This window comes from Ferrimonas sp., from assembly GCF_048263965.1.
Taxonomy (GTDB): Bacteria; Pseudomonadota; Gammaproteobacteria; order Enterobacterales; family Shewanellaceae; genus Ferrimonas.
The window spans coordinates 46,185-65,294 of sequence record NZ_JBLXDO010000002.1 but is presented as its reverse complement, the minus strand read 5'-3'; the positions used below and the strand labels follow the sequence as shown (position 1 = coordinate 65,294).

The window sequence follows — 19,110 nt, the reverse complement described above, 5'->3', positions numbered from 1 at the left end:
GTATCATGCGCATGAAAAGCAAATTGCTGCCTGCTCTGGTTGTGGCGGCTCTGGGCGTAGCAGCCCTGCCCCAGGCCCAGGCCGCGGAAGAGAAGTGCCCAATCGACAAACGCCAGACTAAGGTGATGTCCGAGCGGGTGGGTAAGAAGGTTCAGCGAGCGTTCGAGTTCTACTCGACCGATCAGATGGATGAAGCCCTGCGAGTCATGCTTGAGATCAATCCCAAGCAGGCTTTCGACAAGGCTTACGTTAACCGCTTTATCGGTAACATCTACGCCGGCATCGAGGGTAAAACCTCCGAAGCTCTGAAGTATCTGCAACTGGCCGTAGACGCGGACGTACTGGGTGGCACCGACCACTCCCAGGCGATGCGACTGCTGGCTGACCTGCGCATGCAGGAGAAGCAGTACAAGCCGGCACTGGCTGATTACGAAAAGTGGATGGCGTTCACCTGTAAGGAAGACAAAAACGTCTACCTGCGTATGGGCCAGGCTCAGTATGAGCTGAAGCAGTACAACAAGGTGATCCCTCTGGCTGACAAGGCTATCGCCCTGGAGAGCAAGCCCAACAAGAACGCCTACGTACTGAAGATGGGCTCCTACTACGAGTCCAAGCAGTACCCCAAGGCGGCCAAGGTTGTTGAAACCATGGTTGAGCTGTTCCCTGAAGAGAGCAAATTGTGGGTCCAGCTGGCGCAGATGTATCTGCTCAGCGAAGACTACAAGAAAGCCCTCTACACCATGGACGTAGCCTACCGTCAGGACCTGCTGGAGAAGCCCTCTCACTACAAGATGCTGGCGCAGCTGTATGCTCAGAATGAGGTACCGTACCAGTCTGCCAAAATTCAGGAGATGTACCTGAATAAAGGCATTGTAGAGAAGGACGAAACTTCCCTGTCCATGCTGGCCAACACCTATCACCAGGCTAAAGAGGTGAAGACGGCGGCCAAGTATTACGGTGAAGCAGCCAAGCTGAGCAATAAAGCCAAGCACTACTCCAAGCAGGCAGCGCTGCTGCTGGAAGCCCAGGAGTACAAGGCGGCCCAGGCTGCTGGCAAGAATGCTCTGAAGGCCGATGGCCTGACGAACAAAGGTCAGCTGCAGATGGTTCTGGCTCAGGCCTACTTCTACGACGGCAAATATAAGCAGGCCTATGCAGCCTGTGAAGCGGCAACCAAAGATAAGAAGACGGCCAAAGCTGCCAAGAGCTGGCTCTCTTACATCAAGGACACCGCAGCGCGGAAGAAAGTCCGCATCTAATTGAAAAGCCCCGCTTGCGGGGCTTTTTTCATACTGTCTCTATAGGGTTTGTTATTCTTTGCTGATTTAATTTGCGCCGGCATTCAGCCATCGTGTAACTAAGGCGTTTTGAACTCAATCTAACAGCTATGGACTGGTGATCATGTTGCGCCCTGCGGGGCCGGAATAACGCCAACCACTCTGTGTTGTTCGATTTTGACGTAGGGCCACTATGCCTTCAATCGAACGCCTTGATTGGTTGTCGTCCTCCTCGGCCAAAGAACACCACCAAAGGTCAACAATCCCTAAAATAAAATAACAAGGAGTACTGAATGAGAGTGGCAAAACTTGCTGTGGCTCTGGCGCTGGTGCTGGGCACCGCAGCCTGTGGACCGGCCCAGACGCCCAAGGAGCAGAACACCGAAGCGGCACAGGTACAGGCTCAGCAGAGCATGGAACAGCAATACCTGGCGCTGGTTGGCCAGTACTTTGAGGATCAGTTGGCCCTCAACCCCATCAGTGCCACCTTTGCCGGTCGAAGCCAGTATAACCACTTGTTTGGTAATGAGCTGACTGAGGAGTACCTCAAGGCTCGCCATGATATGAACAGCAAGATGCTGGACGATCTCAACAAGATTGATACCGCTCAGCTGTCGGAACAGAACCAGATTGGCTTCGAAGTGATCCGCTACAACGTTCAGACTGCGTTGAAAGCCGAGACCTACCCCTCTCGTTGGCTGCCACTCAACCAGTTCTACTCTAAGGTGTTTACCTTGGTTCAGCTGGGCAGTGGCGAATCTGCCCAACCCTTCGAGACAGAGCAGGATTTCGATAACTTCATTGGCCGAATGCAGGGCTTTGCCCAGTGGGTGGACAGCGCCATAGTGCGTATGGACCAGGGCATTGAATCCAAGGTGGTACTGCCCCGGGTCCTGGTGGAGCGGATGATTCCCCAGGTTCAGGCGCAGTTGGTGGAGAATCCCGCCGACAGCATTTTCGCCCAGCCATTGGCTCAGCTGCCAGCGGATCTGAATGAGGAACAGAAGGCCAAGCTCAAGGCTCGCTATCAAGAGGCCATTATGACGGTGCTGATGCCGGCGCTGACCAAACTTGATGGCTATCTGACCCAGACCTATCTGCCCGCTTCCCGTGGATCCCATGGCTGGTGGGGGCTACCCAATGGAAAAGACTGGTATCAGTTCCTCGCCAATGAGAACACCACCACCCAGATGCCGGTAAACCAGATCCATGAACTGGGTCTTCAGGAGGTGGCGCGCATCCTCAGTGAGATGGATAGGGTTCGCCAACAGGTGGGTTTTGAGGGGGACCTGGCAGCCTTCTTCGAACACCTGGGCAGCGATCCCAAGTTCTTCTTTGCCAGCAAGCAGGATCTGGTGGATGGCTATATGGGGCTGAAGAGTCGCATCGATGCGGTGCTTCCCGGCTATTTCGATGTGTCACCCAAGGCGGATTACATCGTCAAGCCCGTAGAGCCATTCCGTGAACGTTCTGCTGCCGGTGCCTCCTACGAAGCGCCGTCTCCAGATGGTAGCCGTCCCGGGGTGTTCTACATCAACACCTTCAATCTCAAGGCTCAGCCCAAATGGGGGATGACCACCCTGTCCCTTCATGAAGCGGCACCGGGCCACCACTTCCAGATTGCCATTAAGCAAGAGTTGGACGGAGTTCCTGAGTTCCAGCGCTTTGGCGGCTACACCGCCTTCGAAGAGGGCTGGGCTTTGTATGCCGAGTACCTGGGTATCGAGATGGGGCTGTTCAGTGATCCTTACCAGTATTTCGGCAAGCTCTCCGATGAGATGCTGCGTGCCATGAGGCTGGTGGTGGACACCGGCCTGCACGCCAAGGGTTGGAGCCGTGAGCAGGCGATTCAGTACATGCTGGACAACAGCCCTCTGGCGGAGACTGATGTCATCGCCGAGGTAGAGCGTTACATGGCGATTCCTGGCCAGGCGCTCTCCTATAAGGTGGGCCAGTTGAAGATTCTGGAATTGCGCGCCTATGCCGAGAAGGAGTTGGGTGACAACTTTGATCTCAAGGCATTTCACAACCAGGTTCTGACCTCGGGTTCTCTGCCCATGGCGGTGCTGGAGCAGAAGATTCGCCGCTGGGTTGAGACCGCGAGAAGTTAATCCAATTTCAGTGTGATAAAGGGGGACAGGCTGTCCCCCTTTTTTTGCGCCTGCGTGATCCGGATCACATTAGTGCGATCTGGCCAGTTAACTCTGTAAACCCCCTGCTGATGTTTTTGTCACTGGCTTTGGTACTTTAGCAAAGTGATATTCACTTATTTTCAAAGATAATCTCAGCTAAATATTCAGTCGCTCGTGATTCCCCTCACAATATGAGATTTCCCCTTAACAAAGGGGTTACCACAGCATGACATTCCTTTCGTTGACCTTAATTTGGTGATTCATCACTATCCTGGCAGGGAAACCCCAGAAGAGGGGCCCATAACAACGACAATCATAAGAAGGGAGAAAGGGATGAATAAGCCAACCTATCTGGCCAGAACCGTACATTTTGGGGTAATCGCCGGCGCCATGTTGCCGGTTACAGGTACTGCCGTGGCCCAGGAGCAGTTGGAGGATGTGGAGCGCATTCAGGTCACCGGTTCCCGCATTCAGCGCCAGGACATGGAGACCGCCTCTCCGGTCACCGTGATTGACTCTGCGACCATCAAGGCCGAAGGTTACACCTCTGTTGACCAGGTGCTGCAGTCCCAGCCCTCCATGGCGGGTGCTGCGGTAGGCTCGACCACCAACAATGGTGCCGACGGTGTGGCCCAGGTGGACCTGCGCGGCATGGGGGCTAACCGCACTCTGGTGCTGCTTAACGGTCGCCGCATGGTGAACTCCGGCTCTGGCGCCGACAGCGCGGTGGATCTCAACACCATCCCGGTGGCGATGATTCAGCGCATCGAAGTGCTGAAAGACGGCGCCTCGGCAGTCTATGGATCCGATGCCATCGCTGGGGTGGTGAACATCATCACCAAGACCGACTTCGAAGGTTTCCAGCTGGATATCAACGGCGATATGACCGAGGAGGGTGATGGTGAGAACATTGAGATCTCCGCCCTCTATGGTGTTTCCACTGACAACGCCAACTACACCGTCGGCTTCTCCTACACCGATCGCGGTGAAGTGATGCAGGCGGATCGCGACTGGGTGCCTGCCGGGGCCAGCTCCTTTGTGCCAGGTGGCTCCCTGGGCGGCTATGTGCCCACCGAGGATGGTTGGAAGGAGCGCGACTTCGGTTACGACTATACCGATGACAGCTATCTGCAAACTCCCAGCACCAAGTACAGCCTGTTTGCCAACACCACTCAGATGTTGAACGACGATCTGAATTTCACCGCAGATGTGCTCTACACCCGCCGTGAGTCCAAGCAGCAGATGGCGCCTCAGCCCGCTGACGTGATGCTGGACGTCTGTGGCGAGCCTGGCGTGGACCCGAGCCGCTGCATCACCCTGACCGATGACATGTTGGCTGCGGGCATCTCCGCCGATGAGACCGGTCGCATCAACTACCGTCGTCGTATGGTGGAAGCCGGTCCTCGCATCTATGAGCAGGAGACCGACACCCTGAGACTCTCTGCCGGGTTCAGCGGCTACGCCGACATCAACCAGGGAATGGACTGGGACCTGTCCTATACCTATGGTCGCAACCGGGCGGATACCTGGGTACATAACTCCATCAATGCGGTGAAAATGGAGGAGTCCATCTACGCCAACCAGGATGCCTGGTTCTCCGGCAACTCCGAAGACATCGACTCCTTCATCAATGACATCTCCTACCTGGAGACCAACGATGGCGGTAATGACCAGCATATTCTGGCCGGTGTCATCAGTGGTGATCTGTTCGAGGTGGACGCAGGTATGGTCTCCTTTGCCCTGGGTGCCGAGTATCGTTACGAGAGCGGTTTCTACAATCCGGATCCGGTGATTGTGGCCGGGGAGGGCACCGCGGCGCAACAGGACCCCACAGATGGAGACTACAACGTCTTCTCCATCTATCAGGAGGTGGCGATTCCGTTCACCGATACCCTGAGTGCCGAGTTTGCCCTGCGCTACGATGAGTACAACACCTTCGGGGGCGCGACGACCTGGAAAGTGGGACTGACCTGGGAGCCCACGGATGAGTTGATGTTCCGCTCCGTGGTGGCCACCGGTTTCCGCGCGCCCAATGTGACCGAGCTCTACGGTGGTAACACCGGCTCCTACGATTACCTGATTGATCCCTGGGGCAATGCCCAGGATGCTCAGATTCTGGTGAACTACACCTCTGATGAGGACCTCCAGGCGGAGGAGTCTGACTCCTTTACCTTTGGTTTGGTTTATTCTCCCGCCTTCGCGGATGGCCTCTCCTTTACCGTGGATTACTGGTCCTTCAAGATTGATAACGCCATCGCCCGTATGGATGTACAGGCGGGACTGGATGCCTGTTATGGCGGTGATGCCGGCGCTTGTGAAACCTTCAACATCACTGCGGACGGCAACCTGGAGAACCTGACCAGCCCGCTGACCAACGTGGGTTACCAGGACACCAGTGGCATCGACTTCAACGCCCATTATCGTTTCGAGGCGGCCGGGCTGGAGTGGCTGATCAACAACGACCTGACCTATCTGCTGGAGTTTGATCAGGATGGCATCGATTACACCGGCACCATAGGTGGCATGTTCGGAGGCTATGCCGAGGTGAAGAATAACTTCACTGTGACTGCGCGTCATGATGATTTTGCGTTGCTTTACTCGGCCCGATACATCGGCTCCATGGATGAGATCAACACCGGTGAGAAGATCGACTCCATCACCTACCACAACCTGTCTGGTACCTACTACATCAACGAAATGGTGAGTGCCACTCTGGGGGTGCGAAACCTGACCGACGAAGAGCCGCCGATGGTTCCCTATGGCAATGATGCCGGTACCGTACCTGAGGTGTATGAGACCATTGGCCGCACCTATTTTGGTGGTGTATCCATCCGCTTTTAATCACTCTCCCTAAAGTGATCGCAAGGCAGCCTTCGGGCTGCCTTTTTTGTTTTCTCCATGCTTAACTTTCCCTCCCGCGCTGTCGGTGCTTCCATTTTGAGCGCTGCATATCGCGCACTTGCCCCTAATGGGTCGTTCGCCTCAGCGGACAGTGCTCCCCTAGGGTGAGATCACTGCGAGCGTCTCGTTTGACGAAGTCGTCGTAAATGGCACACATGAAAAAGTTAATGGTCTCGATACGGCCCAAATGTGTGACATGGATCCGCTGCGAATAAACGGAGTTCAAACCGTTGATGAATAAGTATTCGCTGCGATTAGAGTCATTATACGAAAAATTTATGGATGAATTATGTAGGGTAAATGTTATCGGAATTTACATGGTTAACGTGTGGCTATTCAGTTATATCGCCGCGATTTGAGACCTAGATAAAATTTGGTTTTAAATCGCACAGCATGTGGCAACAATGCATTAACAATGGCAACTCGACCCTTACATTTAACCAGTTGACACAATGTTGTAATCAAGTGCAGCATTAGTGTCGAGTAGCAAACTCGTTATCAACAAAAATGAATAAAATGGCGTAAACAGTAAAGTTTGCGTCACTTTAGGGAGAATTATAATGAGAACCCATACCACAGTTGCGAAGTCTGTTCGCCGTGTAATGCTGTTGGCTGCTGGTGCCACCGCATTTGGCGGATTTGGCGCTTACGCTGCCGAGGAAAATGGCGATGTAGAACGCATTGAAGTGACTGGTTCCCGCATTAAGCGGACCGACATGGAAGGCTCTTCCCCAGTGACCATTATTGGTGCTGAAGAGTTTGGTAAGACTGGTGAGATGTCAGTTGCAGACGTTCTGCGTCAGAGCAACCTGAATACTTTCGGTTCTTTCTCCGAGTCTTCAGGCAGCACTTGGCAGAGTCAGTCCAACATTAACCTGCGTGGTGCAGGTGCAGACCGTACTCTGGTTCTGCTGAACGGTAAGCGTATGCCCGGTTCCCCCACCATGGGCGGTACCGCAGTTAACCTGAACACCATTCCCACTGCCGCTGTTGAACGTATTGAGATCCTGACTGATGGTGCTTCCGCGGTATACGGTTCTGACGCTGTAGCTGGTGTGGTGAACATCATTCTCAAGAAAGGCTACGAAGGTCTGGAGATCTCTGCAACTGGCAGTAATCCATCTCAGCCTGGTGGTGATGAGTGGAAAGCCCATGTGGTAGGTGGTGTTGCCGGTGATAACGGTAGCGTGACCTTTTCTATTGAGCACCTAAACCGTGAGATCATCTATCAGCGTGATCGCTGGTTCTCCAAGTCCACCAATGTTCTGGCTCCCAACTACGATGACACCACCGGTGTATCTGTATACGCCCGTAACTTCCTGGACATGACCACCTTCCAGTTCAGCCCCATGGAAGCGTGTAACAACGACAAGATGGTTGGTGGCGGCCATGTATACGATGCCGGTGATGGTGATTATGTTTGTGGTTACGATTATACCTCTGAAGCCGCTGACCACGCAGCCCGTGAGTACACTGCTGGCTCCATCGTAGGAGAGCTGCAGCTGAGCGATGAGATCATGTTCAATGCTCAGGCTCTGTTCTCTCGTAACGAGACCTTTGGTCGATATGCACCTGCTGCGGGTTGGTTTAACGTTGGCGCTGGCCAAGTAGACATCCAGCAGTGGGAAAACGGTGAAAAGGTAGGCTCGACTACTAACGAGAACGCTGGACGTGTTTACTATCGTTTCACTGATGTTGGTACTCGTGACTCCACCACCATTGATTACAGCACCGACATTCAAATCGGTCTGGTTGGTGAGCACGATAACTTCAACTGGGATTTCACCTATCACTTTAACCGTGCAGAAAACTCCAACTATGGTACTGGCTATGTACACCGTCCAACCGTAGAGCGCCTGGTAGAAGAGGGTGAGTTTAACTTTGGTCCAGAAGGAAACAATGCAGACGTAGTTGCTGCCATTTCCCACGATACTCTGGCTCAAGACCTGATGGACTTCCAAAGTGTTAACTTTGGTGTTGACTTCACCTTCGGCGAGCTGCCTGCTGGCGAAATCGGCTGGTATGTTGGTACCGAGTGGATGGAATACAAGTATCAGTCCAAGGTAGACGCTGAATCTGCGGCTGGTGAGGTTATCGGTTCTTCCGGTAATGGCTCCGGTGGTGACCGTGATGTATGGGCCCTGTTTGCTGAATCCGTCGTTCCAGTAACCGATGACCTGGAGCTGAACCTGGCTCTGCGTTATGACGATTACTCCGACTTCGGTGATAACGTTGCACCTAAAGTAGCTCTGCGCTATCAGGCTCTGGATGACGTAGTTGTCCGTGCTTCTTGGGGCCAAGGCTTCCGTGCACCGGCTCTGTCCGACCTGTATGCCGCTGATTCCTTCAGCGCCGATTCGGCGACTGACTACCACTACTGTGAAATCTCCGGCACTCCGACTAACGAGTGTAAGGCGAAGCAGTATGACGTAACCCGCACCGCCAACGAAGATCTGGAAGCTGAGACCTCTGACTTCTACAACATCGGTGTTATCTGGGATGTTACTGACAACCTGAGCACTAAGGTTGAGTACTACAACCTGAGCATTGATGACGTAATTACCTTCATCTCTCTGGATTCCATGCTGGTTGAGGAAAAGAACAACGGTTACGGCAACATCTCCAATGGTGGTGAAATCATCCGGGCCGGTAACAATCCAGATGGTAAGATTCTGGAAGCGACCACTCCTCTGGTGAACGGTAACGGTTTCGATACTGATGGTATTGACTTCAACATCACTTACACCGGTTTCGAGACTGCGGTTGGTGAGTTCGGCACTACCTTCGACCTGACCTGGGTTCTGAGCTATGACGATGAAGAATACTTCGATGGCCCAGTTAACGACAAAGTTGGTCGTAACGGTCTGCCAGAGTATCGCTTTACCTGGGTTATTGACTGGCAGCTTGGCGACCACACTGCGTCCTTCCTGACCCAGTACATCGACAGCCAGTCCGAAGATACTGACCCGACTACTTTTGAGCAGTCCGGTAAGATCGATTCTCAGACTACCTTTGATTTTACCTACAGCTACGCGACCTCCTGGAACGGAACCATCACCGCAGCTGTTCGTAACATCACCGATGAAGATCCATCTCTGGACAGCAACCTGGAGTATGACTCCAGCCTGTACAGCCTGTATGGCCGTACTTACCTGCTGACCTACACCCAACGCTTCTAAAGCCGGGTTGTAACATCGGATGACATTGTAAGGGGAGCATAATGCTCCCCTTTTTTTTAAGGTGTAGGAGAGGATATGGATTATTGGAGCAGTTACTGGAAGGCTGCGCATGCGAGTGCGGTAACCGATCAGCAATGGGGAGCAACCCTGGCTGAGTGTTTGGTTGAGTTGACTGTGGATATCCCCCAGGGCGGTAAAGCCCTGGATCTTGCAACTGGTAATGGGCAACTTGTTCGTTACTTGTCACATCGTGATCAACAGTGGGTAGCGACGGACTTAGCCGATATATCGGCTATTGACGGGGTGGTGACTCTTAGACAGGTTCCCTTGCAAAATCAGCCCTTTTCGGATGCTCAGTTTTCATTGGTTTGTTCCATGTTTGGGCTGGAATATGGGCCTTGGCCTTCAAGCCTGAACGAAGCTTGGCGGGTTCTTTGTCACGGAGGTTCACTGGTTCTGATTGTTCACCATGAGAACTCGGTGATTACTCAGCAAGCTAAAAAGGATTTGATTGATGTTGAGTACTTCCTCTCATCCGGAGTGGTCGATTGTGTTGAAAATTTGATCATGGAGATGGGCAAAGTTGATACGGACGCTAAGTTTGCTGCTCTGGACAACAATCCGAACGCTCGCAAGCTGAAGCAACATCTTGATGGCTTATTGAGCCGTTTGAGGGAACAGGTGAGTGGTGGTTTCTTCGATTTTCAGCTTAAGGGAGTAATGCTCGTACTCAATGAAATGATGGGGGATGAGGTTAAGGCTAAGCTCAGTCGCTGGCAGACTGGAGTCGGAGAGCTTAAATGCTATGGGGAGCGCCTGAAACACCAGATAGCATCTGCAAAGGATGAACAAACCCTAAGTTCGGGGATTAATGGTTTGTTAACATGCGAAGATGAGTTTACATTGAGGGAGGTGAGAACAAAAGATAACCAAATGTTGGCTTGGGTGATTAAACTTCGAAAAAGTTAGTTGATTAATGTTTGGGCATTTAACTCAGGCGTGTGATCTGGATCGAGAATCGCACTCATTGAAAAACAAGTTAAATGTAAACTTTACAGTCGCTTTCAATTGCTGACTCTTTAGGGCTGCGGCAAAGATCAATATTTTTTGGCTTTTCATTCTGTACACATAAAATAAACATGGAAACGCCAGTGCAACAATTCCTCGAATGTTTTCTCATTGACACAAAACTTCTCAAAATGCAGCATCATCCGGCACTGATTTATTTCGGTGAATAATAAATAACCATATTAAATGGCTTTAAATAGTCGAGTGGAGATTATTACGTGATGATGCAATCAATTGTGTCACGTGCCGTGAAGGGAGCAATGCTGGGTACTCTGGCTTCCGCGACCCTGATCAGCAATGTGGCTTATGCAGAAGAAGGCGCCGACGTAGAGCGCATTGAAGTTACCGGTTCTCGTATTAGCCGTGAGGGAGCCATCACTCCTACTCCGGTTACTGTTATTACCGGCGAGACCCTGACCAACACTGGTGCAGTGAACATTGCAGAAGCTCTGAACGAGCTGCCTGCTCTGGCGAGCACCTTCTCCATGGCTAGCTCCGGCAGCTACATCGGTACCGCCGGTTTGAGTGTACTGGACCTGCGTGGTATGGGCACCGAGCGTACTCTGGTGCTGGTTGATGGCAAGCGTCATGTTTCCAGCAGCGCCGGTGATTCCCGCGTAGACATCAACACCATTCCTACCGTGTGGGTTGAAAGCGTAGAGATCATCACCGGTGGTGCATCCGCCGTATACGGTGCCGATGCGGTTACCGGTGTGGTGAACTTCCGCCTGAAGAAAGACATTACCGGCTTTAACATCAGCGCTGTCGCCGGTGAAGCCGATGACAGCGGCTATGACAACCAGAAGCTGGCTCTGTCCTACGGCCGTGACTTTGACGATGGCCGCGGTAACGCTGCTATCTCCGTAGAGTACTCCCAGCAGTCTGAGTTGAGTGCCCTGGATCGTGACCAGACCAAGGATTCCTGGACCACCATTAAGGGGGACGATACCGTTCGCCGCTGGGTTCAGGGTGGTTACTACGCCATCAACAACGCCGGTGCCATCTACGGTCCATGGAATGGTCTGAGCGATTCCTACACCTTCAACTCCAAAGGTGAACTGGTTAAGCAGGACCTGGGCGACACCGTTGACGGCACCAAGTGTGTGGGTCCTTGTGACTACGAAAACCTGCGTCAGTGGGAGCTGCTTCAGCCTGAATTTGATCGCACTACCGTCAACTTCAAGACCAACTATGACATTACAGAGGATCTGAACGCCTACTTCGAGGCAAAATGGTCTCAGACCAATGCCACTAACAGTGGTCAGCCTGCGTTCTTCTTCGGTAGCCTGGACATCAAGCGTGACAACGCCTTTATCCAGGATGACCTGGCCAAGTTGATGGACGACAACGATCTGGACAGCGTCACCATGAGCCGCTTCATCAACGATCTGGGTCCTCGCATCGAAGAAGATGAGCGTACCACCCAGCGTTACGTTGTTGGCATCGAAGGTGTGGTTTTCGAAGAGTGGGATCTGGAAGCTTACGGTACCTACGGTAAGACCGAAAACGAGCGCGTAAACAAGAACAACCTGATCCGCTCCAAGTTTGCCTATGGTGTGGATTCCATCCTGGTTGACGGCGAAGCCGTATGCCGCGATGAGACCGCTCGTGCCAACGGTTGTGTTGCTGTCAACCTGTTCGGTGACGGTGCAGTGACTCAGGAGATGGCCGACTACATCAGCACCACCTCTGTGGGTACTGCTACCGTTGAGCAGTACGTATTTGGTGCCAACCTGACCAACTCCTACCTGTTCGACGTGCCTGCCGGCTCCGTTGGTTTCGCCACCGGTGTTGAGTACCGCAAAGAGAAGATGGAAACCAAGGAAGATGCCCTGGCCGCGTCCGGTGACACCTTCTTCAACGCCTTCCCTAACGAGAAGGCTGATTACGATGTGTCCGAGATCTACGCCGAGTTCAACGTTCCTCTGCTGACCGATCTGCCCATGATTCAGGACCTGACCATGGAAGCGGCAGCCCGTTACTCTGACTACAGCACCACTGGTGGCACCACCAGCTGGAAGCTGGGTCTGGACTGGGTTGTGTTCGATGACCTGCGTTTCCGCGCTACCCTGGCGACCGCCTTCCGTGCACCTAACCTGGGTGAGTTCTACGGCGCGCCTACTCAGAACTACTTCCGCTTCACCGACACCTGTAAGTCCAGTGAACTGGCCACCTTGTCTCCAGAGCAGCGCGCTATTCGTGCCGCCAACTGTGCCGCCATGGGCGTGCCCGCGGACTTCGACTCCGATTACGATGGTTCCAGCCTTGAAGGCGTAAACCAGGGTAACAGCAACCTGGAGCCTGAAGAGTCTGAGAGTTACACCATTGGTCTGGTGTACCAGCCTGATTTCGTTGATTCCCTGACCATCACTCTGGATTACTGGAACATCGAGATCACCGACGCCATCTCCGGCATCGGTGCCCAGAACATCATTGATCGCTGCGTGGACAACCCCGGCGGCATCAACAATGAGTACTGTGCCTTGATCAGCCGTGACCCTGTGACTCACGAGCTGAATAACCTGATCAACACCTCCACCAACGTGGCCAAGCAGGAAGCGTCTGGTGTGGACTTCGAGATCGGTTACGACACTGAACTGGGTGAAGGCGATCTGCGCACTACCCTGATCGGTACCTACCTGATTGAGCGTAACGAGTACGCCTTCCAGGATGACCCATCCGTGAAGGAAGAGTTCGCCGGAACTGTGGGCGAGGCTGAGTGGCAGGCCAATCTGACCACCACCTACACCATCAGCGACTGGGATTTTGCTTGGAAACTGCGCTACCTGGACGGTGTGGATGTGTACACCCCTCAGTACGCGGATGACTACAGCAAGCCATACTCTGACCTGATGAGCTACGGCACCTATGTAGTGAACGACGTGCTGATGCACTACACCTGGGATAACGGCATCAAGGTGGGCTTCGGTATCGACAACCTGTTCGATCGTGACCTGCCTGGTCACTCCATGGGTAACGGCACTGGCTCTGCCAGCTACGATAACATCGGTCGCTTCTACTACGTGACCTTCGATTACGCCATGTAAGGCGAATTGAAATTATCGTAAATAAGGCCCCTGCTCAGGGGCCTTTTTTTTGTCTTTTCCTGCTGGGTTGATGGAGTCTGGCTCTATTTTTCCGGTTGGCTTAATTGCTTAATGAACTTTGATTACTGCCGTCTTGTTTTTTGACTCAGTGGGTGTGCCTCAAGGAGACGCCTTGAGGTTGCCGAGATAAAGATTAGTTGTAACTGTTTGATTGTTAAGAGTGTTGCTAATGGGACTGGTCTCACACTTATGCGGTTTCACCTAGCCGGTGACTCTTTTCATGAGAAAATAGAATCATATTTTCTATGGTCGCAATGTTTCGAAAAGGTGCCTGATTTTTAGGCCCCCTTTGCTTATTTGCGTGCAGATTGATGTTTTATCCGCCAATAAATGGCGGACGGAGATAATTTACTGATGAAGCGTTCAGTGGTTTCTCGAGCCGTGGTCTCGGGATTATTCACAACCCTTATTACCGCCACCCTGACCAGTGGCGTGGCGACAGCGGCAGAGGCGGAGATAGAGCGCATTACCGTTCTGGGAACCCGCATTGCCAGAGAGGGGGCCGTTACCCCGACGCCGGTCACCGTGGTGACCGGGGAGAGCCTTATCAATACCGGGGCGGTGAACATTGCCGAGGCCCTGAATGAGCTGCCGGCACTGGCCAGCAGCGGCGCCCTGGCCAGCTCCACCGCTGCGGTGGGCGGTGGCGGACTGAGCGTACTGGATCTCAGGGGGATGGGCTCGGAGCGCACCCTGGTCCTGGTGGATGGCAAGCGCCACGTTTCCAGCAGTGTCGGTGACTCCAGGGTGGACATCAATACCATTCCACTGGAGTGGGTGGAGAGCGTGGAGATCATCACCGGCGGTGCTTCGGCCATCTACGGCGCCGACGCGGTGACCGGTGTGGTCAACTTCCGCTTGAAGCGGGATATCCAGGGACTGAATCTGCGAGCCATTGCCGGAAAGGCCGACGACAGTGACTTCAATACCCGCAAGTTCTCCCTCTCCTACGGCCAGGATTTTGACGATGGCCGCGGTAACGCCTCCCTGTCGCTGGAGTATGCCGGCCAGTCCAAGCTGGGCGCCCTGGACAGGGAGGCGACCGAGGATTCCTGGACCACCATGACCGGCACCGACACCGTGGAGCGTTGGGTTCAGGGGGGCTATTACGGCGTCAACAATGCCGGAGTGGTGTTCGGCCCCTGGCACGGTCTGGGTGACAGCTACACCTTTGCCGACGATGGCTCCCTGGTGCCTATCGAGACCGGGAGTGATGTGGATGGCCTGAAATGCGGTGCCTCCTGCAACTACTACGAGAACCTGCGTCAGTGGGAAACCCTGCAGCCTGAGCTGGATAGCGTGACCGCCAACTTTAAAGGCCACTACGGCCTGGGTGATGAGATGGAGGCCTACCTGGAGGCCAAGTGGTCCCGAACCGAAGCGCATTATGAAGGGCCACCGGCGTTCTTCCTCGGCAACTTGCAGATCCAGCGTGACAACGCCTTTGTCGGCGCCGATCTTGGCCAGCTGATGGATCAGAATGGGCTGGGCAGCATCATGCTCAACCGCTTCCTCAATGATCTGGGGCCGCGCAGTGAAGAGAACGAGCGCACGGTTCAAAGGTATGTACTGGGGGTGAAGGGAGAGCTGTTTCAAGGCTGGGAGCTGGACGCCTTCGGTCTCTTTGGCCAGTCCGATCTGCGCCGGGAGAATGGCAACAACCTGATCAACTCCAGGTTCGCCATGGCCGTGGATTCCGTCCTGGTGGACGGCGAAGCGGTGTGCCGGTCTGAGTCTGCCCGGGCCGAGGGTTGTGTTCCGCTGAACCTCTTTGGTGAGGGCTCAATCACCCCGGAGATGCGCGATTACATCAGCACCACCTCGGTGATGAATGCTGTGCTGCAGCAGACCGTGCTGGGGGCCTCTCTGACCAACCCCGCCTGGTTGGCGCTGCCTGCAGGGGGCGCCGGTTTTGCCGCCGGAGCGGAGTACCGCAAAGAGAGCATGAAGACCCGCGAGGATGAGCTGGCCGCCTCGGGAGACACCTTCTTCCCCGCCTACTCCAATGAAGACGCTCACTATGATGTGTCCGAGGTGTATGCGGAGCTGAGCCTGCCTCTGGTGGCTGACCAACCCGGTGTGGAATCTCTGGAGATGGACCTGGCCGCGCGCTACTCCAACTACTCCAGTTCGGGCGACACCACCAGCTGGAAGCTGGGACTGAGCTGGGTGCCTGTGGCGGACCTCAGGATTCGTACCACCCTCTCCAGTGCCTTCAGGGCGCCCAGCCTGGGCGAGTTTGCCGGCGCCCAGAAAGACGGCTACTTCTCCATCAATGACAGCTGTAAGGCGAGCCAGCTCGCCGAACTGACCGAGGCGCAACGCGCCATTCGCGCCAGCAACTGCGCTGCCCTGGGTGTGCCGGCTGACTTTGATTCCGACTATGACACCGTTGATCTCAAGGGGGTGGAGAGCGGCAACGACAAGCTGGAGCCAGAAGAGTCACGAAGCTTCACTGCCGGGGTGGTGTATCAGCCCAGCATTATCGATTCACTGACCATCACCCTGGACTACTGGGACATCGAGATCACCGATGCCATCTCCATGGTGGGGGCACAGAACATCATCAATCGCTGTGTGGACAACCCGTCCGGCACAGACAACCAATACTGCGATCTGCTCAGTCGCGACCCTGAAACCCACGAGCTGACCAATCTGGTCAATACCTACACCAATGTGGCCAAGCAGGAAGCGTCAGGGGTGGATTTCGAGATTGGTTACGATACGGCGCTGGGTGAGGGGGATCTGACCACCAGGCTGATTGGCACCTACCTGATTGAGCGTAATGAGTATGCCTTCCAGGATGACCCTTCGGTCAAGGAGGAGTTCGCCGGCACCCCGGATTACGCCAAGTGGCAGGGGAATCTGATCACCGCCTACAGCCTCAGAGACTGGGATTTTGCCTGGACGCTGCGCTATCTGGATGGTGTGGATGTCTACACTCCGCAGTTTAATGATGACTACATCAAGCCCTACTCAACCATCATGAGTTACGGTACCTATGTGGTGAACGATGTGCTGATGCACTACACCTGGGACAACGGCCTGAGGCTGGGTCTGGGGGTCGACAACCTGTTTGACCGTGACTTGCCGGGTCACTCCATGGGCAATGTGGCCGGCATGGCCGGTTACGACAACGTGGGTCGCCTCTACTACCTGACCTTGGATTACTCTCTGTAGTCCGCGATTCGACAAGGGCCCCAGATGGGGCCTTTTTTTGTCCTTAAGCCCTGGGAAGAATCCGGACAGAGCGGCATAATGCTGTGGTGCTAAATTACATTCGTTTGAGTTTTTGGTGAAAAGTGATCGAAAACAAGTCAGTCCAGTCGAAATTTAATCTCTTTTTGCTTCCAAATTTGTAATAAAAGTACATAATCTCCTTCATCTGAACATGAGTTTCCAATGACGCCGTGCGTCACATGCTTGGCACCTGTCGAAGTGCCCCCGGAGGAGAACGATGAAACTGAACCAGCTGACCATTCGCAGCCGCCTGATGATGATGGTGTTGTTGTCGGTACTGGCATCCACCCTGGTCATTGGCATTATCAGCCAGTGGGAGGCGCGTAAACTGCTGGTCGAACGGATGCAGCAATCTGAGCTGCCCAACCTGGTTCAGCGCGTGCGTAATGCCATCGACCGGGAGATCAGTATGATGAGTGCCATCTCCTACACCATTGCGGCCAATCAGTCCGTCCTCGACGCCCTGGATGGCGGCCTTACCGCCGAAGAGGAGCGCCGCCTGGTGGCCAGCCTCGGCAGCGTTGCTCAGCAGTACAACCTGAGCAACGTCAGCTTTGCCGATCGCCGGACCGCCGATTACTGGAATCAGGACGGCTTCCTGAGGCGTCTCAATAACGACAACCTGGATGGCTGGTTTTTTGCCTTTCGCGACAGCGGCAGTGCCTCACAGGTCAGCATCTATACCTACCCCGAAGGCAACAGCGATCTGTTCGTGAACTATCAGCTACTGGATGGCCGCGGGGCATCCGGCATCTCACGCTCTTTCGACGACATGCTCGACTATCTTCGTCAGTTCCGCATCGAGCAGTCCGGTTTCGTCTATCTGGTGGATGGCCAGGGGCAGGCGATGGTTCACCCTGAGAAGAAGCCGGGACAGAACCTCTCCCTGGCGGCGCTTCACGGCGATGTGAACTGGTCGCAGTTGCTGAAGAGACAGTCCTTCGCCTTTGTCGAGGATGACGCGGTGATCATTGCGGCCAGCTATGTGGATAGCCTGGGCTGGTACGTGGTGGCCGAGGTGCCTAAGGCGGAGCTTTATGCCGGCCTGAATGAGTCCCGTAACTACATCATCCTCTGCGCCCTGGGTGTGCTGTTGGTGTTCGGTGGCCTGGGCGTGCTGCTGGCGAACTCCCTGTCGCGGCCCATCAACGCCCTGGCCGGGGTGTTCCAGGAGATGGGACAGGGGGAGAGCGATCTCAGCCATCGCCTTCGTGATCAGGGGCAGGATGAGCTGGCCCGGGTGGGCAGTGGCTTTAATGGCTTTATTGGCAAGATACGTCATGCCATTGCCGATGTGGCCCAGACCTCCAGCCTGTTGCGCACGGCGGCGACCGAGGTCTCCGCCAGTGCCGAAACCGGCCGTGTGGAGAGCGAGCGACAGCGGGACGAGACCCTGGTGACCGCCTCGGCCATCGAGGAGATGGGGCTGACCATTGGCGAGATCGCACGAAACGCGGCGGAGGCGGCGGACGTTGCCGAACGCGCCAACCGGGAAACCGGTGATGCCATTATCGTGGTGGAGGACTCCAGCCGCACCATCGCCACCATGGCCGAGGAGATGGAGCGAGCCGGTGAGGTGATTGAGGAGCTGGCCAATCAGAGTGAGGCGATTGGCGCCGTGCTGGAGGTGATCCGCTCGGTCTCCGAACAGACTAACCTGCTGGCGCTGAACGCCGCCATCGAGGCGGCACGGGCTGGCGAACAGGGCAGGGGATTTGCGGTGGTGGCCGACGAGGTACGCAACCTGGCACAGCGCACCAATGAATCCACCGAGGAGATTCAGCAGATGATCACCTCACTGCAGACCGAAGCACGCCGGGCGGTGGAAGCGGTCAACAGCGGCCGGGCCCAGGCGGGGGCCGGCACCGAAGCCGCGGGCCGAACCGGCGACTCGCTGGCACAGATTGCCGAGCAGATTCGGGCCATCGCCGATCTCAACCTGCAGGTGGCGACCGCCACCGAGGAGCAATCCAGCGTGGTTACTCAGATCACCGATCATGTGACCAACATCAACGACGGCACCGAGCGCGCCACTCAGGCGGCAGCAGAGATGGCGGGGGCCAGTCAGGCCCTGTCCGATCAGGCTCAGCAACTGGAGCAACTGGTGGGTCGCTTCCGTCTCTGATCCTAAGGCTCTGTGACTCTTCGGGCCCGGCACTCGCCGGGCCCACATCCGACTCCCTATCTCCTCCGTTTTTTCTTTGTC

General features: G+C 54.8%; 8 protein-coding genes. All 8 read left to right on the top strand.

Annotated elements, in window-relative coordinates:
- Positions 1-11: 11 nt before the first annotated feature.
- The 8 genes from ACN0RV_RS03135 (at position 12) to ACN0RV_RS03100 (ending at position 19,029) form a co-directional block, all read left to right on the top strand.
- A complete protein-coding gene (locus ACN0RV_RS03135; RefSeq protein WP_417345493.1) occupies positions 12-1,259 on the top strand; it encodes a tetratricopeptide repeat protein in 1,248 nt (415 codons plus the stop codon).
- A 311-nt stretch (positions 1,260-1,570) separates the two neighbouring features.
- Complete coding sequence (locus ACN0RV_RS03130) at positions 1,571-3,388, top strand: DUF885 domain-containing protein (RefSeq protein WP_417345491.1); 1,818 nt, start codon at positions 1,571-1,573, stop codon at positions 3,386-3,388.
- Positions 3,389-3,742: 354 nt separating this feature from the next.
- On the top strand, positions 3,743-6,250 hold the full coding sequence (locus ACN0RV_RS03125) for a TonB-dependent receptor plug domain-containing protein (RefSeq protein ID WP_417345489.1): 2,508 nt from the start codon (positions 3,743-3,745) through the stop codon (positions 6,248-6,250).
- Positions 6,251-6,870: 620 nt separating this feature from the next.
- Positions 6,871-9,489: a TonB-dependent receptor gene (locus ACN0RV_RS03120; RefSeq protein ID WP_417345487.1), complete on the top strand. Its 2,619-nt coding sequence runs from the start codon at positions 6,871-6,873 to the stop codon at positions 9,487-9,489.
- A gap of 75 nt (positions 9,490-9,564) precedes the next feature.
- Complete coding sequence (locus tag ACN0RV_RS03115; protein ID WP_417345485.1) at positions 9,565-10,458, top strand: class I SAM-dependent methyltransferase; 894 nt, start codon at positions 9,565-9,567, stop codon at positions 10,456-10,458.
- Between the two features lie 320 nt (positions 10,459-10,778).
- Positions 10,779-13,604, top strand: a complete 2,826-nt coding sequence (locus ACN0RV_RS03110; RefSeq protein ID WP_417345483.1) for a TonB-dependent receptor — start codon at positions 10,779-10,781, stop codon at positions 13,602-13,604.
- Positions 13,605-14,018: 414 nt separating this feature from the next.
- On the top strand, positions 14,019-16,844 hold the full coding sequence (locus ACN0RV_RS03105) for a TonB-dependent receptor plug domain-containing protein (RefSeq protein WP_417345481.1): 2,826 nt from the start codon (positions 14,019-14,021) through the stop codon (positions 16,842-16,844).
- Positions 16,845-17,121: 277 nt separating this feature from the next.
- The gene (locus tag ACN0RV_RS03100) at positions 17,122-19,029 is read left to right on the top strand and encodes a methyl-accepting chemotaxis protein (RefSeq protein ID WP_417345479.1); all 1,908 of its coding nucleotides are present in this window, start codon (positions 17,122-17,124) and stop codon (positions 19,027-19,029) included.
- Positions 19,030-19,110 lie beyond the last annotated feature (81 nt).

Coding starts and splice junctions, on each gene's coding strand:
- ACN0RV_RS03100 (WP_417345479.1), top strand. CDS start 17,122: ATGAAACTGAACCAGCTGACCATTCGCAGCCGCCTGATGATGATGGTG.
- ACN0RV_RS03130 (WP_417345491.1), top strand. CDS start 1,571: ATGAGAGTGGCAAAACTTGCTGTGGCTCTGGCGCTGGTGCTGGGCACC.
- ACN0RV_RS03120 (WP_417345487.1), top strand. CDS start 6,871: ATGAGAACCCATACCACAGTTGCGAAGTCTGTTCGCCGTGTAATGCTG.
- ACN0RV_RS03115 (WP_417345485.1), top strand. CDS start 9,565: ATGGATTATTGGAGCAGTTACTGGAAGGCTGCGCATGCGAGTGCGGTA.
- ACN0RV_RS03125 (WP_417345489.1), top strand. CDS start 3,743: ATGAATAAGCCAACCTATCTGGCCAGAACCGTACATTTTGGGGTAATC.
- ACN0RV_RS03105 (WP_417345481.1), top strand. CDS start 14,019: ATGAAGCGTTCAGTGGTTTCTCGAGCCGTGGTCTCGGGATTATTCACA.
- ACN0RV_RS03135 (WP_417345493.1), top strand. CDS start 12: ATGAAAAGCAAATTGCTGCCTGCTCTGGTTGTGGCGGCTCTGGGCGTA.
- ACN0RV_RS03110 (WP_417345483.1), top strand. CDS start 10,779: ATGATGCAATCAATTGTGTCACGTGCCGTGAAGGGAGCAATGCTGGGT.